The organism is Serratia sp. szju (assembly GCF_044594185.1).
Lineage (GTDB): Bacteria > Pseudomonadota > Gammaproteobacteria > Enterobacterales > Enterobacteriaceae > Serratia > Serratia bockelmannii.
In genome coordinates this window covers 1006607-1024617 of record NZ_CP172576.1, presented here as the reverse complement: position 1 = coordinate 1024617, position 18011 = coordinate 1006607, and the positions used below count along the sequence as shown (strand labels likewise).

Annotated in this window: 14 protein-coding genes; 11 read left to right on the top strand and 3 right to left on the bottom strand. The window is 54.9% G+C overall.

Annotation, left to right across the window (positions count from 1 at the left end; genetic code table 11):
- Positions 1-36: 36 nt before the first annotated feature.
- The 11 genes from secE (at position 37) to RE418_RS04855 (ending at position 14592) form a co-directional block, all read left to right on the top strand.
- On the top strand, positions 37-420 hold the full coding sequence (secE, locus tag RE418_RS04905; RefSeq protein ID WP_004929916.1) for a preprotein translocase subunit SecE: 384 nt from the start codon (positions 37-39) through the stop codon (positions 418-420).
- Position 421: 1 nt separating this feature from the next.
- Positions 422-967 (top strand): transcription termination/antitermination protein NusG, encoded by a 546-nt coding sequence (gene nusG, locus RE418_RS04900; RefSeq protein WP_004929914.1) that lies wholly within the window; start codon positions 422-424, stop codon positions 965-967.
- A 165-nt stretch (positions 968-1132) separates the two neighbouring features.
- Positions 1133-1561, top strand: coding sequence for a 50S ribosomal protein L11 (rplK, locus tag RE418_RS04895; protein ID WP_015376316.1), 429 nt, complete (start codon positions 1133-1135; stop codon positions 1559-1561).
- Between the two features lie 3 nt (positions 1562-1564).
- Complete coding sequence (gene rplA, locus RE418_RS04890) at positions 1565-2269, top strand: 50S ribosomal protein L1 (RefSeq protein WP_019456443.1); 705 nt, start codon at positions 1565-1567, stop codon at positions 2267-2269.
- 338 nt (positions 2270-2607) lie between these two features.
- Positions 2608-3105 (top strand): 50S ribosomal protein L10, encoded by a 498-nt coding sequence (rplJ, locus tag RE418_RS04885; RefSeq protein ID WP_004929905.1) that lies wholly within the window; start codon positions 2608-2610, stop codon positions 3103-3105.
- 63 nt (positions 3106-3168) lie between these two features.
- Entirely contained in the window at positions 3169-3534 is a 366-nt protein-coding gene (gene rplL, locus RE418_RS04880; RefSeq protein ID WP_004929903.1) for a 50S ribosomal protein L7/L12, read from the top strand.
- Between the two features lie 332 nt (positions 3535-3866).
- Entirely contained in the window at positions 3867-7895 is a 4029-nt protein-coding gene (gene rpoB / locus RE418_RS04875) for a DNA-directed RNA polymerase subunit beta (protein ID WP_025304938.1), read from the top strand.
- A gap of 118 nt (positions 7896-8013) precedes the next feature.
- Positions 8014-12237, top strand: a complete 4224-nt coding sequence (gene rpoC / locus RE418_RS04870) for a DNA-directed RNA polymerase subunit beta' (protein ID WP_025304939.1) — start codon at positions 8014-8016, stop codon at positions 12235-12237.
- Between the two features lie 168 nt (positions 12238-12405).
- Positions 12406-12852, top strand: a complete 447-nt coding sequence (locus RE418_RS04865; protein ID WP_399675885.1) for a GNAT family N-acetyltransferase — start codon at positions 12406-12408, stop codon at positions 12850-12852.
- Positions 12852-13316, top strand: a complete 465-nt coding sequence (locus RE418_RS04860; RefSeq protein WP_025304941.1) for an oxidoreductase — start codon at positions 12852-12854, stop codon at positions 13314-13316. Before RE418_RS04865 ends, RE418_RS04860 begins: the two co-directional genes overlap by 1 nt.
- A 1-nt stretch (position 13317) precedes the next feature.
- Entirely contained in the window at positions 13318-14592 is a 1275-nt protein-coding gene (locus tag RE418_RS04855) for a sensor histidine kinase KdpD (RefSeq protein ID WP_049208543.1), read from the top strand.
- On the opposite strand, the gene RE418_RS04850 is transcribed toward RE418_RS04855, so the two are convergent.
- The 3 genes from RE418_RS04850 to RE418_RS04840 all read right to left on the bottom strand — a co-directional run bounded on the left by RE418_RS04850 (position 14578) and on the right by RE418_RS04840 (position 18010).
- Positions 14578-15273 carry a response regulator gene (locus RE418_RS04850; protein WP_233494412.1) on the bottom strand — a complete coding sequence of 232 codons (696 nt, stop codon included), beginning with the start codon at positions 15271-15273 and terminating at the stop codon, positions 14578-14580. The genes RE418_RS04855 and RE418_RS04850 overlap by 15 nt on opposite strands.
- Before the next feature lie 824 nt (positions 15274-16097).
- Positions 16098-17231: a 2-iminoacetate synthase ThiH gene (gene thiH / locus RE418_RS04845; RefSeq protein WP_049295079.1), complete on the bottom strand. Its 1134-nt coding sequence runs from the start codon at positions 17229-17231 to the stop codon at positions 16098-16100.
- Positions 17231-18010 (bottom strand): thiazole synthase, encoded by a 780-nt coding sequence (locus RE418_RS04840; RefSeq protein ID WP_049206076.1) that lies wholly within the window; start codon positions 18008-18010, stop codon positions 17231-17233. Before RE418_RS04840 ends, thiH begins: the two co-directional genes overlap by 1 nt.
- Position 18011 lies beyond the last annotated feature (1 nt).

Genomic DNA, 18011 nt, shown 5'->3' with positions numbered 1-18011 from the left:
TGTTTGTTCTGAATCATCATTGTGACAGGTTGGTTTATGAGTGCGAATACCGAGGCTCAAGGGAGCGGACGCGGCCTGGAAGCGGCAAAGTGGCTGATCGTCGCCGTTCTGTTGGTTGTGGCTATTGTCGGTAACTATTACTACCGTGATTTAAGCCTGCCATTGCGCGCGCTGGCAGTTGTGCTGATCATCGCCGTTGCAGGTGCAGTGGCTCTGATGACCACCAAAGGCAAAGCCACCGTTGCGTTTGCCCGCGAAGCGCGTACCGAAGTACGTAAAGTGATTTGGCCAACTCGTCAGGAAACGCTACACACCACGTTGATCGTTGCCGCGGTAACCGCCGTGATGTCACTGATTCTGTGGGGACTGGATGGTATTCTGGTCCGTCTGGTGTCGTTTATTACTGGCCTGAGGTTCTAAAATGTCTGAAGCTCCAAAAAAACGTTGGTACGTCGTTCAGGCGTTTTCCGGTTTTGAAGGTCGCGTAGCGCAATCGCTGCGTGAACACATCAAACTGCACGATATGGAAGAGCTGTTCGGCGAAGTGATGGTGCCTACGGAAGAAGTGGTTGAAATCCGTGGTGGCCAGCGTCGCAAGAGCGAGCGTAAATTCTTCCCTGGCTACGTGCTGGTGCAGATGGTGATGAATGACGCCAGCTGGCACCTGGTGCGCAGCGTACCGCGTGTCATGGGGTTCATCGGCGGCACGTCTGACCGTCCTGCGCCTATCAGCGATAAAGAAGTTGATGCGATCATGAACCGCCTGCAGCAGGTTGGTGACAAACCGCGTCCGAAGACGCTGTTCGAGCCGGGCGAGCTGGTGCGCGTCAACGATGGACCGTTTGCAGATTTCAACGGCGTGGTCGAAGAAGTCGATTACGAAAAGAGCCGCCTGAAAGTTTCCGTTTCCATCTTCGGCCGTGCAACGCCGGTGGAACTGGACTTCAGCCAGGTTGAGAAAGGCTGATCGAATAATCAGCAATGAGTGGCGCGTTGCCGCTTGTCAAAGGCGCGAAATTGAACTACAATTTCGCGCCTTTTGTTTTTAGATGCCTTGCCTGATGCCTGTCTGGCGAGGTGAAACACGGGGAGCCTTTTGCGAGGCGATACTACCCAAACCGAGGAAATTTAAATGGCTAAGAAAGTACAAGCCTACGTCAAGCTGCAAGTTGCAGCTGGTATGGCGAACCCGAGCCCACCAGTGGGTCCAGCTCTGGGTCAGCAGGGCGTTAACATCATGGAATTCTGTAAGGCATTCAACGCTAAGACTGACAGCGTTGAAAAAGGTCTGCCGATTCCGGTTGTTATCACCGTTTATTCTGATCGCTCCTTCACTTTCGTTACCAAAACCCCGCCAGCAGCAGTTCTGCTGAAAAAAGCGGCTGGTATCAAGTCTGGTTCCGGTAAGCCGAACAAAGACAAAGTAGGTAAAGTGACTCGTGCTCAGGTACGTGAAATCGCAGAAACCAAAGCTGCGGACATGACTGGTTCTGACGTTGAAGCGATGACTCGCTCCATCGAAGGTACCGCTCGTTCCATGGGCCTGGTAGTGGAGGATTAAGAGATGGCTAAGCTGACCAAGCGCATGCGCGTGATCCGTGACAAAGTTGATGCTACTAAACAGTATGACATCACCGAAGCTGTTGCTCTGCTGAAAGAGCTGGCCACCGCTAAATTCGTAGAAAGCGTTGACGTTGCCGTTAACCTCGGCATCGACGCTCGTAAATCTGACCAAAACGTTCGTGGCGCTACCGTTCTGCCACACGGCACCGGTCGTTCCGTTCGCGTTGCCGTATTTGCCCAAGGCGCTAACGCTGAAGCAGCGAAAGCTGCCGGCGCAGAGCTGGTAGGTATGGACGATCTGGCTGACCAGATCAAGAAAGGCGAAATGAACTTCGACGTTGTTATTGCTTCCCCGGATGCAATGCGCGTTGTAGGTCAACTGGGCCAGATCCTGGGTCCACGCGGCCTGATGCCAAACCCGAAAGTGGGTACCGTTACTCCGAACGTTGCTGAAGCAGTGAAAAACGCTAAAGCTGGTCAGGTTCGCTACCGTAACGACAAAAACGGCATCATCCATACCACTATCGGTAAGGTTGATTTCGACGCAGACAAGCTGAAAGAAAACCTGGAAGCCCTGCTGGTTGCGCTGAAAAAAGCAAAACCTTCTCAGGCGAAAGGCATGTACATCAAGAAAGTTAGCCTCTCCACCACCATGGGTGCTGGCGTTGCTATCGATCAGAGCGGTCTGTCTGCTGCAGCGAACTAATCGCACTTGCGATTATCGCTTTGACTTGGGGCCGAGATTTGTCTAGAATCTTATGCCCCAAGGTTTTGCTACTGGCTATGCCGTAGGCAAAACAAAGATTTTTCGGTTGGAGCCTGGCCTATCCAGGCCTCCGTCCAAGACCGCAGGTGTATCGCAAGATACTTAATCCTTCCTGCGTAGACGGTGACAGAGCCTAAGAAAATTTTTCTTTTTTATAAAAGAATGTCTTTGCTGGATTCTGCTCACCGTGTTAAGCCGCTCGGCGTGGCGTTTTACAAAGCGCCGAGTGAAGTGAGTTCCGGGGGATTTTCCCCGGCTAATCCAGGAGCAAAAAGCTAATGGCATTAAATCTTCAAGACAAACAAGCGATTGTTGCTGAAGTCAGCGAAGTAGCCAAAGGCGCGCTGTCTGCGGTTGTTGCGGATTCCCGCGGCGTTACCGTAGATAAAATGACTGAACTGCGTAAAGCAGGTCGTGAAGCTGGCGTTTACATGCGTGTTGTTCGCAACACCCTGATGCGTCGCGTAGTTGAAGGCACTCCATTCGAATGCCTGAAAGACACGTTTGTCGGTCCAACCTTGATTGCATTCTCTCACGAACACCCGGGCGCTGCTGCTCGTCTGTTCAAAGAGTTCGCGAAAGCGAATGCAAAATTCGAGGTTAAAGCTGCGGCCTTTGAAGGTGAGCTGATCCCAGCGGCGCAAATCGACCGCCTGGCGACGCTGCCAACTTACGAAGAAGCGATCGCACGCCTGATGGCAACCATGAAAGAAGCCGCTGCCGGCAAACTGGTTCGCACTCTGGCTGCAGTACGCGATCAGAAAGAAGCGGCGTAAGCCACTCTTTCTTAGCCTTTGCTAACGTATTTAAACTATTTCTGAATTTTAGGAACAATTGTTATGTCTATCACTAAAGACCAAATCCTGGAAGCAGTTGCCGCTATGTCCGTAATGGACGTTGTTGAACTGGTTTCCGCTATGGAAGAAAAATTCGGCGTTTCTGCTGCTGCTGCTGTAGCTGTAGCTGCTGGCCCAGCTGAAGCTGCTGAAGAGAAAACTGAATTCGACGTTATCCTGAAAGCTGCAGGCGCTAACAAAGTTGCTGTTATCAAAGCAGTACGTGGCGCTACCGGCCTGGGTCTGAAAGAAGCTAAAGACCTGGTTGAATCTGCTCCAGCCGCTCTGAAAGAAGGCGTGAGCAAAGATGACGCAGAAGCTCTGAAAAAATCTCTGGAAGAAGCTGGCGCAGAAGTTGAAGTTAAATAAGCCAACCTTTCCGGTTGCAGCCTAGTCTTTTAGGCTGATGGCTGGTGACTTTTTAGTCACCAGCCTTTTTGCGCTGTAGGGCGCCAGTAGCGTTTCACACTGTTTGGCTGCTGGTTTCGCCTCCCAATGTTTGTTTCTGTTGACGACTTAATATACCGCGGTCTTTGCACTACCAGGAGTTCTGGGGGAAGACGCGATGAAATGGTTTAAGCGTGATAGCAAGAGACATTGCGGAAAGTGTTCCCGCTTTCCGGTCGACAAAACGGTGTTGCATGAACTGTCCCTAATCGGACGGACAGATTGGGTCACTGATCAGCGAGCTGAGGAACCCTATGGTTTACTCCTATACCGAGAAAAAACGTATTCGTAAGGATTTTGGTAAACGTCCACAAGTGCTGGACATACCATATCTCCTTTCTATCCAGCTTGACTCGTTCCAGAAGTTTATCGAGCAAGATCCAGAAGGGCAGTACGGCCTTGAAGCCGCATTCCGTTCTGTTTTCCCTATCCAGAGCTACAGTGGCAATTCGGAGCTGCAATACGTTAGCTACCGTCTTGGTGAGCCGGTCTTCGACGTCAAAGAGTGCCAGATCCGTGGTGTGACGTTCTCTGCACCGCTGCGCGTAAAACTGCGCCTGGTTATCTATGAGCGCGAAGCGCCTGAAGGTACGGTCAAAGACATCAAGGAACAAGAAGTCTACATGGGCGAAATTCCGCTCATGACCGAAAACGGCACCTTTGTGATCAACGGTACTGAGAGGGTTATCGTATCTCAGTTGCACCGTAGTCCTGGCGTATTCTTCGACAGCGATAAGGGTAAAACCCACTCTTCGGGTAAAGTGCTGTACAACGCACGCATCATCCCTTACCGCGGTTCATGGTTGGACTTCGAGTTCGATCCGAAAGACAACCTGTTCGTGCGTATTGACCGTCGCCGCAAACTGCCTGCGACCATCATTCTGCGCGCGCTGAACTACACCACTGAACAGATCCTCGACCTGTTCTTTGACAAGATCGTCTTCGAAATCCGCGACAACAAGCTGCAGATGGAGCTGGTGCCAGAGCGCCTGCGTGGTGAGACCGCTTCGTTCGATATCGAAGCCAACGGCAAGATCTACGTAGAGAAAGGCCGTCGTATCACCGCCCGTCATATCCGTCAGCTGGAAAAAGACGACATTCAGAGCATTGAAGTACCGGTAGAGTACATCGCGGGCAAAGTGGTCGCGAAAGACTATATCGATACCAATACCGGCGAACTGATCTGCGCAGCCAACATGGAGCTGTCGCTGGATCTGCTGGCCAAACTGAGCCAGTCTGGCCACAAGCGCATCGAAACGCTGTTCACCAACGATCTGGATCACGGCGCGTACATCTCTGAAACGCTGCGTGTCGATCCGACCAACGATCGTCTGAGCTCGCTGGTAGAAATCTACCGCATGATGCGCCCTGGTGAGCCGCCAACGCGCGAAGCTGCCGAAAGCCTGTTCGAGAATCTGTTCTTCTCCGAAGACCGCTACGATCTATCCGCGGTGGGTCGCATGAAGTTCAACCGTTCTCTGCTGCGCGACGAGATCGAAGGTTCGGGCATCCTGAGCAAAGACGACATCATCGAAGTGATGAAGAAGCTCATCGATATCCGTAACGGCAAGGGCGAAGTGGACGACATCGACCACTTGGGCAACCGTCGTATCCGCTCTGTCGGCGAAATGGCCGAGAACCAGTTCCGCGTAGGTCTGGTGCGTGTTGAGCGTGCGGTGAAAGAGCGTCTGTCTCTGGGCGATCTGGATACCCTGATGCCTCAGGACATGATCAACGCCAAGCCGATTTCGGCGGCGGTGAAAGAGTTCTTCGGTTCCAGCCAGCTGTCCCAGTTCATGGACCAGAACAACCCGCTGTCCGAGATCACGCACAAGCGTCGTATCTCCGCACTGGGCCCGGGCGGTCTGACCCGTGAGCGCGCCGGCTTTGAAGTTCGAGACGTACACCCGACCCACTACGGCCGCGTGTGCCCAATCGAAACGCCGGAAGGTCCAAACATCGGTCTGATCAACTCCCTGTCCGTGTACGCACAGACTAACGAGTATGGCTTCCTGGAAACCCCGTACCGCCGCGTGCGTGACGGCGTGGTGACCGATGAAATCAACTACCTGTCTGCTATTGAAGAAGGCAACTTCGTTATCGCCCAGGCGAACTCCAACCTGGATGAAGAAGGCCGCTTCGTAGAAGACCTGGTCACCTGCCGCAGCAAAGGCGAATCAAGCCTGTTCAGCCGCGATCAGGTTGACTACATGGACGTATCCACCCAGCAGGTTGTTTCTGTTGGTGCCTCACTGATTCCATTCCTGGAACACGATGACGCCAACCGTGCATTGATGGGTGCGAACATGCAACGTCAGGCCGTACCAACCCTGCGCGCTGACAAGCCGCTGGTCGGTACCGGTATGGAACGTGCTGTAGCGGTTGACTCCGGCGTAACCGCCGTTGCCAAACGCGGCGGTGTGATCCAGTACGTGGATGCTTCCCGTATCGTTATCAAAGTTAACGAAGACGAGATGTACCCGGGCGAAGCAGGTATCGATATTTACAACCTGACCAAGTACACCCGTTCTAACCAGAACACCTGCATCAACCAGATGCCGTGTGTGAGTCTGGGTGAGCCAATCGAGCGCGGTGACGTGCTGGCGGATGGCCCATCGACAGACCTGGGCGAACTGGCACTGGGCCAGAACATGCGCGTAGCGTTCATGCCTTGGAACGGCTACAACTTCGAAGACTCCATCTTGGTCTCCGAGCGCGTGGTGCAGGAAGATCGCTTCACCACCATCCACATCCAGGAACTGGCGTGCGTGTCTCGCGACACCAAGCTGGGGCCTGAAGAGATCACCGCCGACATCCCTAACGTGGGTGAAGCTGCGCTCTCCAAGCTGGATGAATCCGGTATCGTGTATATCGGTGCTGAAGTGACCGGCGGTGACATCCTGGTCGGTAAGGTAACGCCTAAAGGCGAAACCCAGCTGACGCCGGAAGAGAAACTGCTGCGTGCGATCTTCGGTGAGAAAGCGTCTGACGTTAAAGACTCTTCTCTGCGTGTGCCGAACGGCGTTTCCGGTACGGTTATCGACGTGCAGGTCTTCACCCGTGATGGCGTGGAAAAAGACAAGCGCGCGTTGGAAATCGAAGAGATGCAGCTGAAGCAGGCGAAGAAAGACCTGACGGAAGAACTGCAGATCCTGGAAGCCGGCCTGTTTGCACGTATCCACGCGGTGCTGGTTGCCGGTGGCATCGAAGCCGACAAGCTGAGCAAGCTGCCGCGCGATCGCTGGCTGGAACTGGGCCTGACCGACGAAGAGAAGCAAAACCAGCTGGAACAGCTGGCCGAGCAGTACGACGAACTGAAATCCGACTTCGAGAAGAAGCTGGAAGCCAAGCGTCGTAAGATCACTCAGGGCGACGATCTGGCGCCGGGCGTGCTGAAAATCGTCAAGGTTTATCTGGCCGTTAAACGTCAGATCCAACCGGGTGACAAGATGGCGGGCCGCCACGGTAACAAGGGTGTTATCTCCAAGATCAACCCGATCGAAGATATGCCTTACGATGAAAACGGCACGCCGGTAGACATCGTACTGAACCCGCTGGGCGTACCATCACGTATGAACATCGGTCAGATCCTGGAAACCCACCTGGGTATGGCTGCGAAAGGCATCGGTGAGAAAATCAACCAGATGCTGAAGCAGCAGCAGGAAGTGGCCAAGCTGCGTGAGTTCATCCAGAAGGCCTACGATCTGGGCGACGACGTTTGCCAGAAAGTTGACCTGAACACCTTCAGCGACGACGAAGTGCTGCGTCTGGCAGAGAACCTGAAAAAAGGTATGCCGATCGCAACGCCGGTGTTTGACGGTGCGAAAGAGACTGAAATCAAGAAGCTGCTGGAAATGGGTGGTATCCCGACCTCCGGTCAGATCACGCTGTTCGATGGCCGTACCGGTGAGCAATTCGAGCGCCAGGTTACTGTCGGCTATATGTACATGCTGAAACTGAACCACTTGGTTGACGATAAAATGCACGCCCGTTCAACCGGCTCTTACAGCTTGGTTACTCAGCAACCTCTGGGTGGTAAAGCGCAGTTCGGTGGTCAACGCTTCGGTGAGATGGAAGTGTGGGCACTGGAAGCATACGGCGCGGCTTATACCCTGCAGGAAATGCTCACCGTTAAGTCGGATGACGTTAACGGCCGTACCAAGATGTACAAAAACATCGTGGATGGCGACCACCGGATGGAGCCAGGCATGCCGGAATCCTTCAACGTACTGTTGAAAGAAATCCGCTCGCTCGGCATCAACATCGAACTGGAAGACGAGTAATCGTCATTCCGGCTCAGGCTCCCCGCCTAAGGGAGCCTGAGGGTGGTTGTTCAGGTCACACGGGTACCTACTGCGGTTGTGGGTACCCAACAGGTTTAACTCCGACAGGAGCCAATCCGTGAAAGACTTATTGAAGTTTCTGAAAGCGCAAACTAAGACCGAAGAGTTTGATGCGATCAAGATTGCTCTGGCCTCGCCAGACATGATCCGTTCGTGGTCGTTCGGTGAAGTTAAGAAGCCGGAAACCATTAACTACCGTACGTTCAAACCAGAACGTGACGGCCTTTTCTGCGCCCGTATCTTCGGGCCGGTAAAAGATTACGAGTGCCTGTGCGGTAAGTACAAGCGCTTGAAACACCGCGGCGTGATCTGTGAGAAGTGCGGCGTTGAAGTGACCCAGACCAAAGTGCGTCGTGAGCGCATGGGCCACATCGAGCTGGCTTCGCCGACCGCGCACATCTGGTTCCTGAAATCGCTGCCATCCCGCATCGGTTTGCTGCTGGATATGCCGCTGCGTGACATCGAACGCGTACTGTACTTCGAATCCTATGTGGTGGTCGAAGGCGGTATGACCAACCTCGAGCGTCGTCAGATCCTGACCGAAGAGCAGTATCTGGACGCGCTGGAAGAGTTCGGTGACGAATTCGACGCCAAGATGGGTGCGGAAGCTATTCAGGCCCTGTTGAAAAACATGGATCTGGAAGCCGAGTGCGAGCAGCTGCGTGAAGAGCTGAACGAAACCAACTCCGAAACCAAGCGCAAGAAGTTGACCAAGCGTATCAAGCTGCTGGAAGCGTTCGTACAGTCCGGTAACAAGCCGGAGTGGATGATCCTGACCGTGCTGCCGGTACTGCCGCCGGATCTGCGCCCGCTGGTTCCGCTGGATGGCGGTCGTTTCGCGACCTCGGATCTGAACGATCTGTATCGCCGCGTGATCAACCGTAACAACCGTCTGAAACGCCTGCTGGATCTGGCTGCGCCTGACATCATCGTGCGCAACGAAAAGCGTATGCTGCAAGAAGCGGTAGACGCCCTGCTGGATAACGGCCGTCGCGGTCGTGCCATCACCGGTTCCAACAAACGTCCTCTGAAATCTTTGGCCGACATGATCAAAGGTAAGCAGGGTCGTTTCCGTCAGAACCTGCTCGGTAAACGCGTTGACTACTCCGGCCGTTCCGTAATCACCGTAGGTCCATACCTGCGTCTGCATCAGTGCGGTCTGCCTAAAAAGATGGCGCTGGAGCTGTTCAAACCGTTCATCTACGGCAAGTTGGAGCTGCGTGGCCTGGCCACCACCATCAAAGCCGCCAAGAAAATGGTTGAGCGTGAAGAAGCCGTCGTTTGGGATATCCTGGACGAAGTGATCCGCGAACACCCGGTACTGCTGAACCGTGCACCAACCCTGCACCGTTTGGGTATCCAGGCGTTTGAACCGGTTCTGATCGAAGGTAAAGCGATCCAGCTGCACCCGCTGGTTTGTGCGGCCTATAACGCCGACTTCGATGGTGACCAGATGGCTGTTCACGTACCGCTGACGCTGGAAGCCCAGCTGGAAGCGCGTGCGCTGATGATGTCTACCAACAACATCCTGTCCCCAGCGAACGGCGAGCCAATCATCGTTCCTTCTCAGGACGTTGTACTGGGTCTGTACTACATGACCCGCGACTGTGTTAACGCCAAGGGCGAAGGCATGGTGCTGAACGGTTCCAAAGAAGCTGAGCGTGTTTACCGCGCCGGCCTGGCGTCTCTGCATGCGCGCGTTAAAGTGCGTATCACCGAAGACGTCAAAAACGCCGAAGGCGAATGGACTTCTCAGACCAGCATCATCGACACCACCATCGGCCGCGCCATCCTGTGGATGATCGTACCGAAAGGTCTGCCGTACTCGATCGTTAACCAGCCTTTGGGCAAGAAAGCGATCTCCAAGATGCTGAACACCTGTTACCGCATCCTGGGCCTGAAGCCGACCGTTATCTTTGCTGACCAGATCATGTACACCGGTTTTGCTTACGCAGCCCGTTCAGGCGCTTCCGTAGGTATCGACGACATGGTTATCCCGGCCAAGAAAGCGGAGATCATCGAAGAAGCGGAAACCGAAGTTGCCGAGATCCAGGAGCAGTTCCAGTCTGGTCTGGTTACCGCCGGCGAACGCTACAACAAAGTGATCGATATCTGGGCTGCAGCGAACGAACGCGTTGCGAAAGCGATGATGGAAAACCTGTCGGTAGAAGACGTGGTTAACCGTGACGGCGAAGTGGAACAGCAAGTTTCCTTCAACAGCATCTTTATGATGGCCGACTCCGGTGCGCGTGGTTCCGCCGCTCAGATTCGTCAGCTGGCCGGTATGCGTGGCCTGATGGCGAAGCCGGACGGCTCCATCATCGAAACGCCAATCACCGCGAACTTCCGTGAAGGTCTGAACGTACTCCAGTACTTCATCTCCACCCACGGTGCTCGTAAAGGTCTGGCGGATACCGCACTGAAAACCGCGAACTCCGGTTATCTGACCCGTCGTCTGGTTGACGTGGCGCAGGATCTGGTTGTGACCGAAGACGACTGTGGCACCCACGACGGCATCCTGATGACTCCGGTTATCGAAGGTGGCGACGTGAAAGAGCCGCTGCGTGAACGCGTTCTGGGCCGTGTGACGGCAGAAGACGTCCTCAAGCCGGGTACGGCGGACATTCTGGTGCCACGCAACACCCTGCTGAACGAGAAGGCGTGTGACCTGTTGGAAGAGAATTCTGTCGACAGCGTTAAAGTCCGTTCCGTAGTGAGCTGTGAAACCGACTTTGGTGTGTGTGCAAACTGCTACGGTCGCGACCTGGCACGTGGCCACATCATCAACAAAGGTGAAGCCATCGGCGTTATCGCGGCACAGTCCATCGGTGAGCCGGGTACACAGCTGACGATGCGTACGTTCCACATCGGTGGTGCGGCATCTCGTGCGGCTGCTGAATCCAGCATCCAGGTGAAAAACAAGGGTAGCCTCAAGCTGAGCAACGTGAAGTTCGTTATGAACGCCGCGGGCAAGCTGGTGATCACCTCGCGTAACACCGAACTGAAACTGATCGACGAATTCGGCCGTACCAAAGAAAGCTACAAGGTGCCTTACGGCGCCGTGATGGGCAAAGGCGACGGTGAAGAAGTTAACGGCGGCGAAACCGTTGCTAACTGGGATCCGCATACCATGCCGGTCATCAGTGAAGTCAGCGGCTTCATTCGCTTCGCGGATATGGTTGACGGCCAGACCATTACTCGCCAGACCGACGAACTGACCGGTTTGTCTTCTCTGGTCGTACTGGACAGCGCAGAGCGTACCGGTAGCGGTAAAGACCTGCGTCCGGCACTGAAAATCGTTGACGCTCAGGGCGAAGACGTATTGATCCCAGGTACTGATATGCCTGCTCAATACTTCCTGCCGGGCAAAGCGATCGTTCAGCTGGAAGACGGCATTCAGATCGGTGCGGGTGATACCCTGGCGCGTATTCCTCAGGAATCCGGCGGTACCAAGGATATTACCGGTGGTCTGCCGCGCGTTGCCGACCTGTTCGAAGCACGTCGTCCGAAAGAGCCGGCAATCCTGGCTGAAATCAGCGGGATTATCTCGTTCGGTAAAGAGACCAAAGGCAAACGTCGCCTGGTGATCTCTCCGCTGGACGGCAGCGACGCTTACGAAGAGATGATCCCGAAATGGCGTCAGCTCAACGTGTTCGAAGGCGAAGTGGTGGAACGTGGTGACGTCGTTTCCGACGGCCCAGAGTCTCCGCACGACATTCTGCGTCTGCGTGGCGTGCATGCGGTTACCCGCTACATCACCAACGAAGTGCAGGAAGTTTACCGTCTGCAAGGCGTTAAGATTAACGATAAGCACATCGAAGTTATCGTTCGTCAGATGCTGCGTAAAGGCACCATCGTTAGCGCTGGTGGCTCCGAGTTCCTGGAAGGCGAGCAGGCTGAAGTGTCTCGCGTCAAGATTGCCAACCGTCAGCTGGAAGCTGAAGGTAAAATCGCGGCAACCTTCTCGCGCGATCTGCTGGGTATCACCAAGGCTTCCTTGGCGACCGAGTCCTTCATCTCCGCTGCATCGTTCCAGGAAACGACGCGCGTTCTGACCGAAGCTGCCGTAGCCGGCAAGCGTGATGAACTGCGTGGCCTGAAAGAGAACGTTATCGTGGGCCGTCTGATCCCAGCCGGTACCGGTTACGCTTATCATCAGGATCGTATGCGTCGCCGTGCTCAGGGTGAAGCGCCGGTTGTTCCGCAAGTCAGCGCGGAAGAAGCGACGGCTAACCTGGCCGAGCTGCTCAACGCAGGCCTGGGCGGCAGCGACGACGAGTAATCGTCATCCGCGCCGCGGGCCCGGTACGCCGGGCCCATCGCCAGATAAACCGCCCCTTCGGGGGCGGTTTTTTTTCGCCTCGTGCCGGGTTAAGACAAACTTTGCTACTATGGTTCCAGCAGAAATTGACCGGCGCTTTTTATCTGACAATTAAGGACAGTGCGAAACATGGACCGCCTCATTACCTTCGAAAAATTGACGGCGCAACACCTGCCATACCTGTATGAGATCCGCTTTTCCGTTGAAGAAAACCTGCTGCATCCGCATCAGGTCGAGTATTTGCAGCGCAAACAGGCGCTGGAGGACATCAACCAGGGCGGCGGTTGGATCTGCAAGTATGGCGACGACTATGCCGGCGTTGGCTTCGGGTTATTCATCCCTGAACCGCTGATCGGCGGCCTGTTCGTGAAGCCGGAATACCAGTCTAAGGGGATCGGCTCTGCCTTACTGGCACGGGTCACTCACTGGATGTTTGAGCACGGCGCCGAAGCGATCCACTTAACCACCGATCTCGGCTCCAAGGCCGAAGGCTTTTATCAACGTCACGGCTGGGTCGTGGTCGGGCAGGATGAATTTGGCCAGGCTGAATTGGTGAAACGCAAAGAGGGTGAATGATGAAAATCAAAGGATTGATGACGTTACTGCTGCTTTCGCTGTTTAGCGCGCCGCTGTATGCGGCCGTTGACTATTTTTATCTGAAACCGCTCAACGGCGAGAAGATCAAAATCACCCGGCAGATGCTGGAGGCGATGCCGCCGCACACGATTAAAACCTCGACCAATTTCACCCCGGAAGATACGTTTACCGGCGTTGAGTTTGCTGAGCTGGTGAAAGCCTATCATCTGAAAGGCCAGTCGGTGCGCGCTTTCGCCTGGGACGATTACTCTTACTCGATGCCGATTGACGAGATGATTAAATACCGCGTGATTGTCGCCTATCTGCGCGGCGGTAAGCCGATCGACGTGGGGGAGCTGGGGCCATTCGCCATTATTTATCCGCGCGATGGCTACGCTGAGCTGAATAACCTGGATGTGAATGCGAAAACCGTCTGGCAAGTTAAACGGTTGGAGATGAAATAAGATGAGCAAAAAACTGATCGGTACTCTTATCGCGTTGGTTGCCATCTTCTCTTTATTGATTTTGTTGATTGCTATTAACTTCGGTGGCGTAAAAGAGCGCTATAAGCAGATCGAGCCCAATCTGGACAACTACTCGGTGGCCGAGATCCTCTTTCTGGCGTTTGAAAGGACCAAAACCGCGCTGCTGCTCAGTGAAAATAACGACTACGACGCTTTCCTGATCAAGAAGAAAATCTTTTACTCGAAGATTCAGATCCTGGAGAGCCGTTCGACCTTCAGCGACTCTTTTTATTACGACGACGAGTTCATCAAGAATGTTGCGCTGCTGAAGCAGCAGTACCGTACGTTGGACGATCTCTCCGCCGGCTTGCTGGTGGGGCAGAAAAACAAGGCGGATATTCTCTCTTATATGGATGATATCGAGGGCACGCTGGTCGATATCCAGGAAATTATTTATCGGATACAGATTAAAAACTTTACCGAAGTGAAAGGCATCATCCAGGACAACTCGAGTAAAGCCGAGATGTTTGCCCTCTTTTCGCTGATGTTGGTGTTCCTGATGATGTTCCTGGTGCTGAGAAATGCCTTCTCGTTAAAAGAGATCATCAAGAATAAGAACATCTTTATCTCTTCCATCTACCACGAGATCGCCGGCTCGACTCAGGCCATCGTCATTGCTGCGGATATCATGGAGCACGAGCTAGCGCAGGAAGAGTTGAAAAAAGAAGCTCGCCTGATCTCCTATCACGGCAATAAGATCACCGAACAAACGCGCGAGGTGATGGATTATTCGCGGCTAGAGATGGGGGAGGTCAAAGTGAATATATCCACCTTCCGTCTGAATGAGGTGGTGGACGATGCCATGACCAGTATCAGCGCCGGGCGCGGTAATCGCATCGTGGTGCGTCGTTCATCCTATGTTGGTTTGATTTGCTCCGACAAATATAAGCTCTACCGAATATTGGCCAATCTGCTCAGCAACGCGGACAAATTTACTCACCACGGTGCGATTATCCTCAATGTGAAGGTGTACCACGGCAATCTGTATTTATGGGTAAAAGACACCGGCATCGGGTTTAACGTCGATAATCTGGAACGATTATATAAGGCGTTCAATCAGGGGGTGGAAAGGGAAACGCGACAGGGATTGGGGCTAGGGCTGACCATTATCAAAAATTACGTCACGACGATGAAAGGCGCCATCAAGGTCAAATCCGTCGAAGGGGTTGGCTCGTCGTTTTTGATCCGCATCCCGGTCAAACTAATTAAAGAATAAGTTCGACAGCAGCAGCGAAGAGATAATCAGCGGTTTGGTCGGTTTTTCCACCAGATGCACGTCATAGTGCAGGATCATATCGCCGATGTTTTTCTCGTAGTGATTCAGCTGGCCGGTCAAAATGATGATGCGGGCATGCGGATCGAGGGTGTCCTTTATTTTCTTCACGACGCGTTCGGAAGTCTCGCCGAAGTCCAACAGCCAGTCCAAAATAAACGCCTCAAAAGACTGGTGCTCCAGCGCGGCCAGCATGGCGTCCGCCGTTTGAAAGGTCTCGGTCTCGATGCCGTAGCGGTAGGCGATCTTCTTCAACAATTCGAGAATATCACTGTCATTGTCCAGGATCGCGATACGCGGAGCCGGCAGAAAGTCTATCTTGTTGACTTTGTACAGTGGGGCATCGGCGGCATGTTCCCGGTTGGTGTTGATGATGAAAAGATCGTCTTTTTTGTAGGCGTAGGTTTCGTCGCTGTCTGCTTGCGTGGCCGGGCGCTCGTCGACCTCAATGTTGCAGCGCTTGTGAATGCTGTTCATGATAAAGACGCCGTTATGCGTCCTTTGGCCAGCAAACGGTTCGTTGAAATACTGAAAAACCTTTTTGATTTCATCGAGGGTGATGCCCCTTTTGCCATCCAGTTTTTGTTTGGCGCTGTTGTACTGAAGGTTCAGTATGTTGGCCATCGTGGAGGCATGTTTTCTGTCGCCAACTCCTTTCAGAGTGAGCAACGCGCTGATTGCATCGATATAATTTGGCGTTTTCTTCATGACAACCTTGGCTTTTTTGATGTTGACCGCGAGCGCTGAAAAACCTGCGCGAGAACCCGTGCTGGATTATAGATGATGCTCCGGTGGTTGCGGTGATATCAGTTTGATTTCCTTTGGCAAACTCAAAACATACTCGATACTAAATAAAAAAACACTCAAAAGACATTCACATTTAATCGTTTATGTGGTTAATTAGCGCACATACTGTGTGATTCGCGTCCTGGGGGGGTGCCTGTCTCACAAAATAAACCGCCTGCTCTTGTCCGTAAGCAGGGAGCAGGCGGCAAAAAAGATCTGCGGTCAACACCAGGGCTATTGGCTGCACCGGGGATGACCATTCGAACCTCTCTTCGTCGCTGTATCTTCTTTTTTCCTCGTTCCTCACTGTGCTGCCGCAATAGCGCCCTATGAATATCACTCCTAAGTGAATACCGAACGCAGATATCGTATCTTTCTGACAGCCCATTAACCGACAAGACAACCTATCCGTACGCCCTTACAGGCCGCGATACGGCATATGCGCGTTGCCGCGGACGAGGGCCGGAGTCGCGCAAGAGGATCTCCGGCGCGATCCGGGATGGGATAAGGCGGGGCCATCGAGAGGGTGACGGCCCCGGCCGACGCCGGGTTTGGCGGTCGGCAAGGCCACTATAGTCGGCGCGTTTGCCGGCGCCAGCGCTGCCGTTCGGCATTGCGCGGCCGCTCCAGCGTTTTCTTCACACGGCGGCAAACGTTGCTGTTTATTGCGCGCCGCGTCCCAGATAACCGTCCCAGTCTTTCCACACCGGCTGCAGCCCGGCGTGGCTGATGGCCTCGGCGACCTGCTGCGGCGTGCGGCCGTCGTGCGGTTCGAACTGTTCCAGCTCCGGCGGTACGTCATCGGCATAGCCGCCGGGCTGCGTCTTGGAGCCGGCGCTGACGCTGTTGATCGCCACCGGGATCATATGATCGCGGAAGTAAGGCGACTCCCGGGTAGACAGCGACAGCTCAACGTCTGGCGCGAACAGCCGGAAGGCGCAGATCAGCTGCACCAGTTGAGGCTCGCTCATGATCGACGCCGGCTCAATGCCACCGGCGCAGGGGCGCAGACGCGGGAACGAGATCGAGTAGCGGCTCTGCCAGTAGGTTTGCTGCAGGTAGAACAGATGTTCCGCCAGCAGGTAGCAGTCGGTGCGCCAACTGTTGGACAGACCGATCAATGCGCCGAGGCCGATCTTGTCGATCCCGGCGCGCCCCAGGCGATCCGGCGTGGCCAGGCGCCAATGGAAATCCTGCTTCTGGCCGCGCAGGTGGTGCTGCAGATAGGTGGCCGGATGGTAGGTTTCCTGGTACACCAGCACGCCGTCCAGGCCCAGCGTTTTCAGTTCGGCGTATTCCTCCTGCGCCAGCGGCTGCACTTCCATCATCAGCGAGCTGAAGTGCCGGCGGATCGCCGGGATGTGCTGGCGGAAATAGTCCATGCCAACCTTGGTCTGATGTTCGCCGGTGACCAGCAACAGATGTTCGAACCCCAGCGCCTTGATGGCTTCGCACTCGCGTGCGATCTCCGCCGCATCCAGCGTTTTGCGCTTGATGCGGTTGCTCATCGAAAAGCCGCAGTAGGTGCAGTCGTTGGCGCACAGGTTAGAGAGATACAGCGGCACATAGAAGCCGACGACGTTACCGAACCGCTGGCGGGTCAGCTGCTGTGCGCGCTGCGCCAACGGTTCCAGATACGGCGTGGCCGCGGGGGAGATCAGCGCCATAAAGTCGTCGCGCGTCAGCTTGTCGGCGTTCAACGCGTGCTCCACGTCGCGCGTAGTTTTGCCGTTGATGCGCAGCGTAATGTCGTCCCAGTCCAGCTGTTGCCAGCGGCTACTGAAATCGTCGGCCATCATTGCGCCTCCTCTGGCTGGCTGAGAAAAGCGGTCAGCGGGCTGGACGCGACCGCGCCGCGCTGGCTGGAGCCTAATCCGGCGCTGCGTGCCAGCTCGCCGGCCTCCAGCGCCAGGCGAAACGCCCGCGCCATCTGCACCGGATCGCGCGCCACGGCAATGGCGGTATTCACCAGCACCGCGTCGGCACCCAGCTCCATCGCCGCCAGCGCGTGGCTTGGCGCGCCGATGCCGGCGTCTACCACCACCGGCACCTTGACTTGCTCGATGATGATTTCGAGGAAGTCACGGGTGCGCAGACCGCGGTTGGAGCCAATAGGCGCACCGAGCGGCATCACCGCCGCACAGCCCACCTCTTCCAGCCGTTTGCACAGCACCGGATCGGCGCCGCAGTAGGGCAGCACCACAAAACCGTCTTTCACCAGCGTTTCCGCCGCTTTCAGCGTTTCTATCGGATCAGGCAGCAGGTATTTCACATCGGGATGGATCTCCAGCTTCACCCAGTGGGTGCCGAGCGCTTCACGCGCCAGCCGGGCGGCGAACACCGCCTCGGCGGCGGTTTTGGCGCCGGAGGTGTTGGGCAACAGCCTGACGCCCAACTGCTGCAGCGGCGCCAAAATGGCGTCGTTGCCGCCGCGCAGATCGACGCGCTTCATGGCCATGGTCACCAGCTGTGAGCCGGAGGCCGCCAGTGCCTCCAGCATCAACGCCGGGGTGGCGAACTTGCCGGTGCCGGTGAACAGGCGCGAGGTAAAAGTGGTATCGGCGATTTTCAGCATG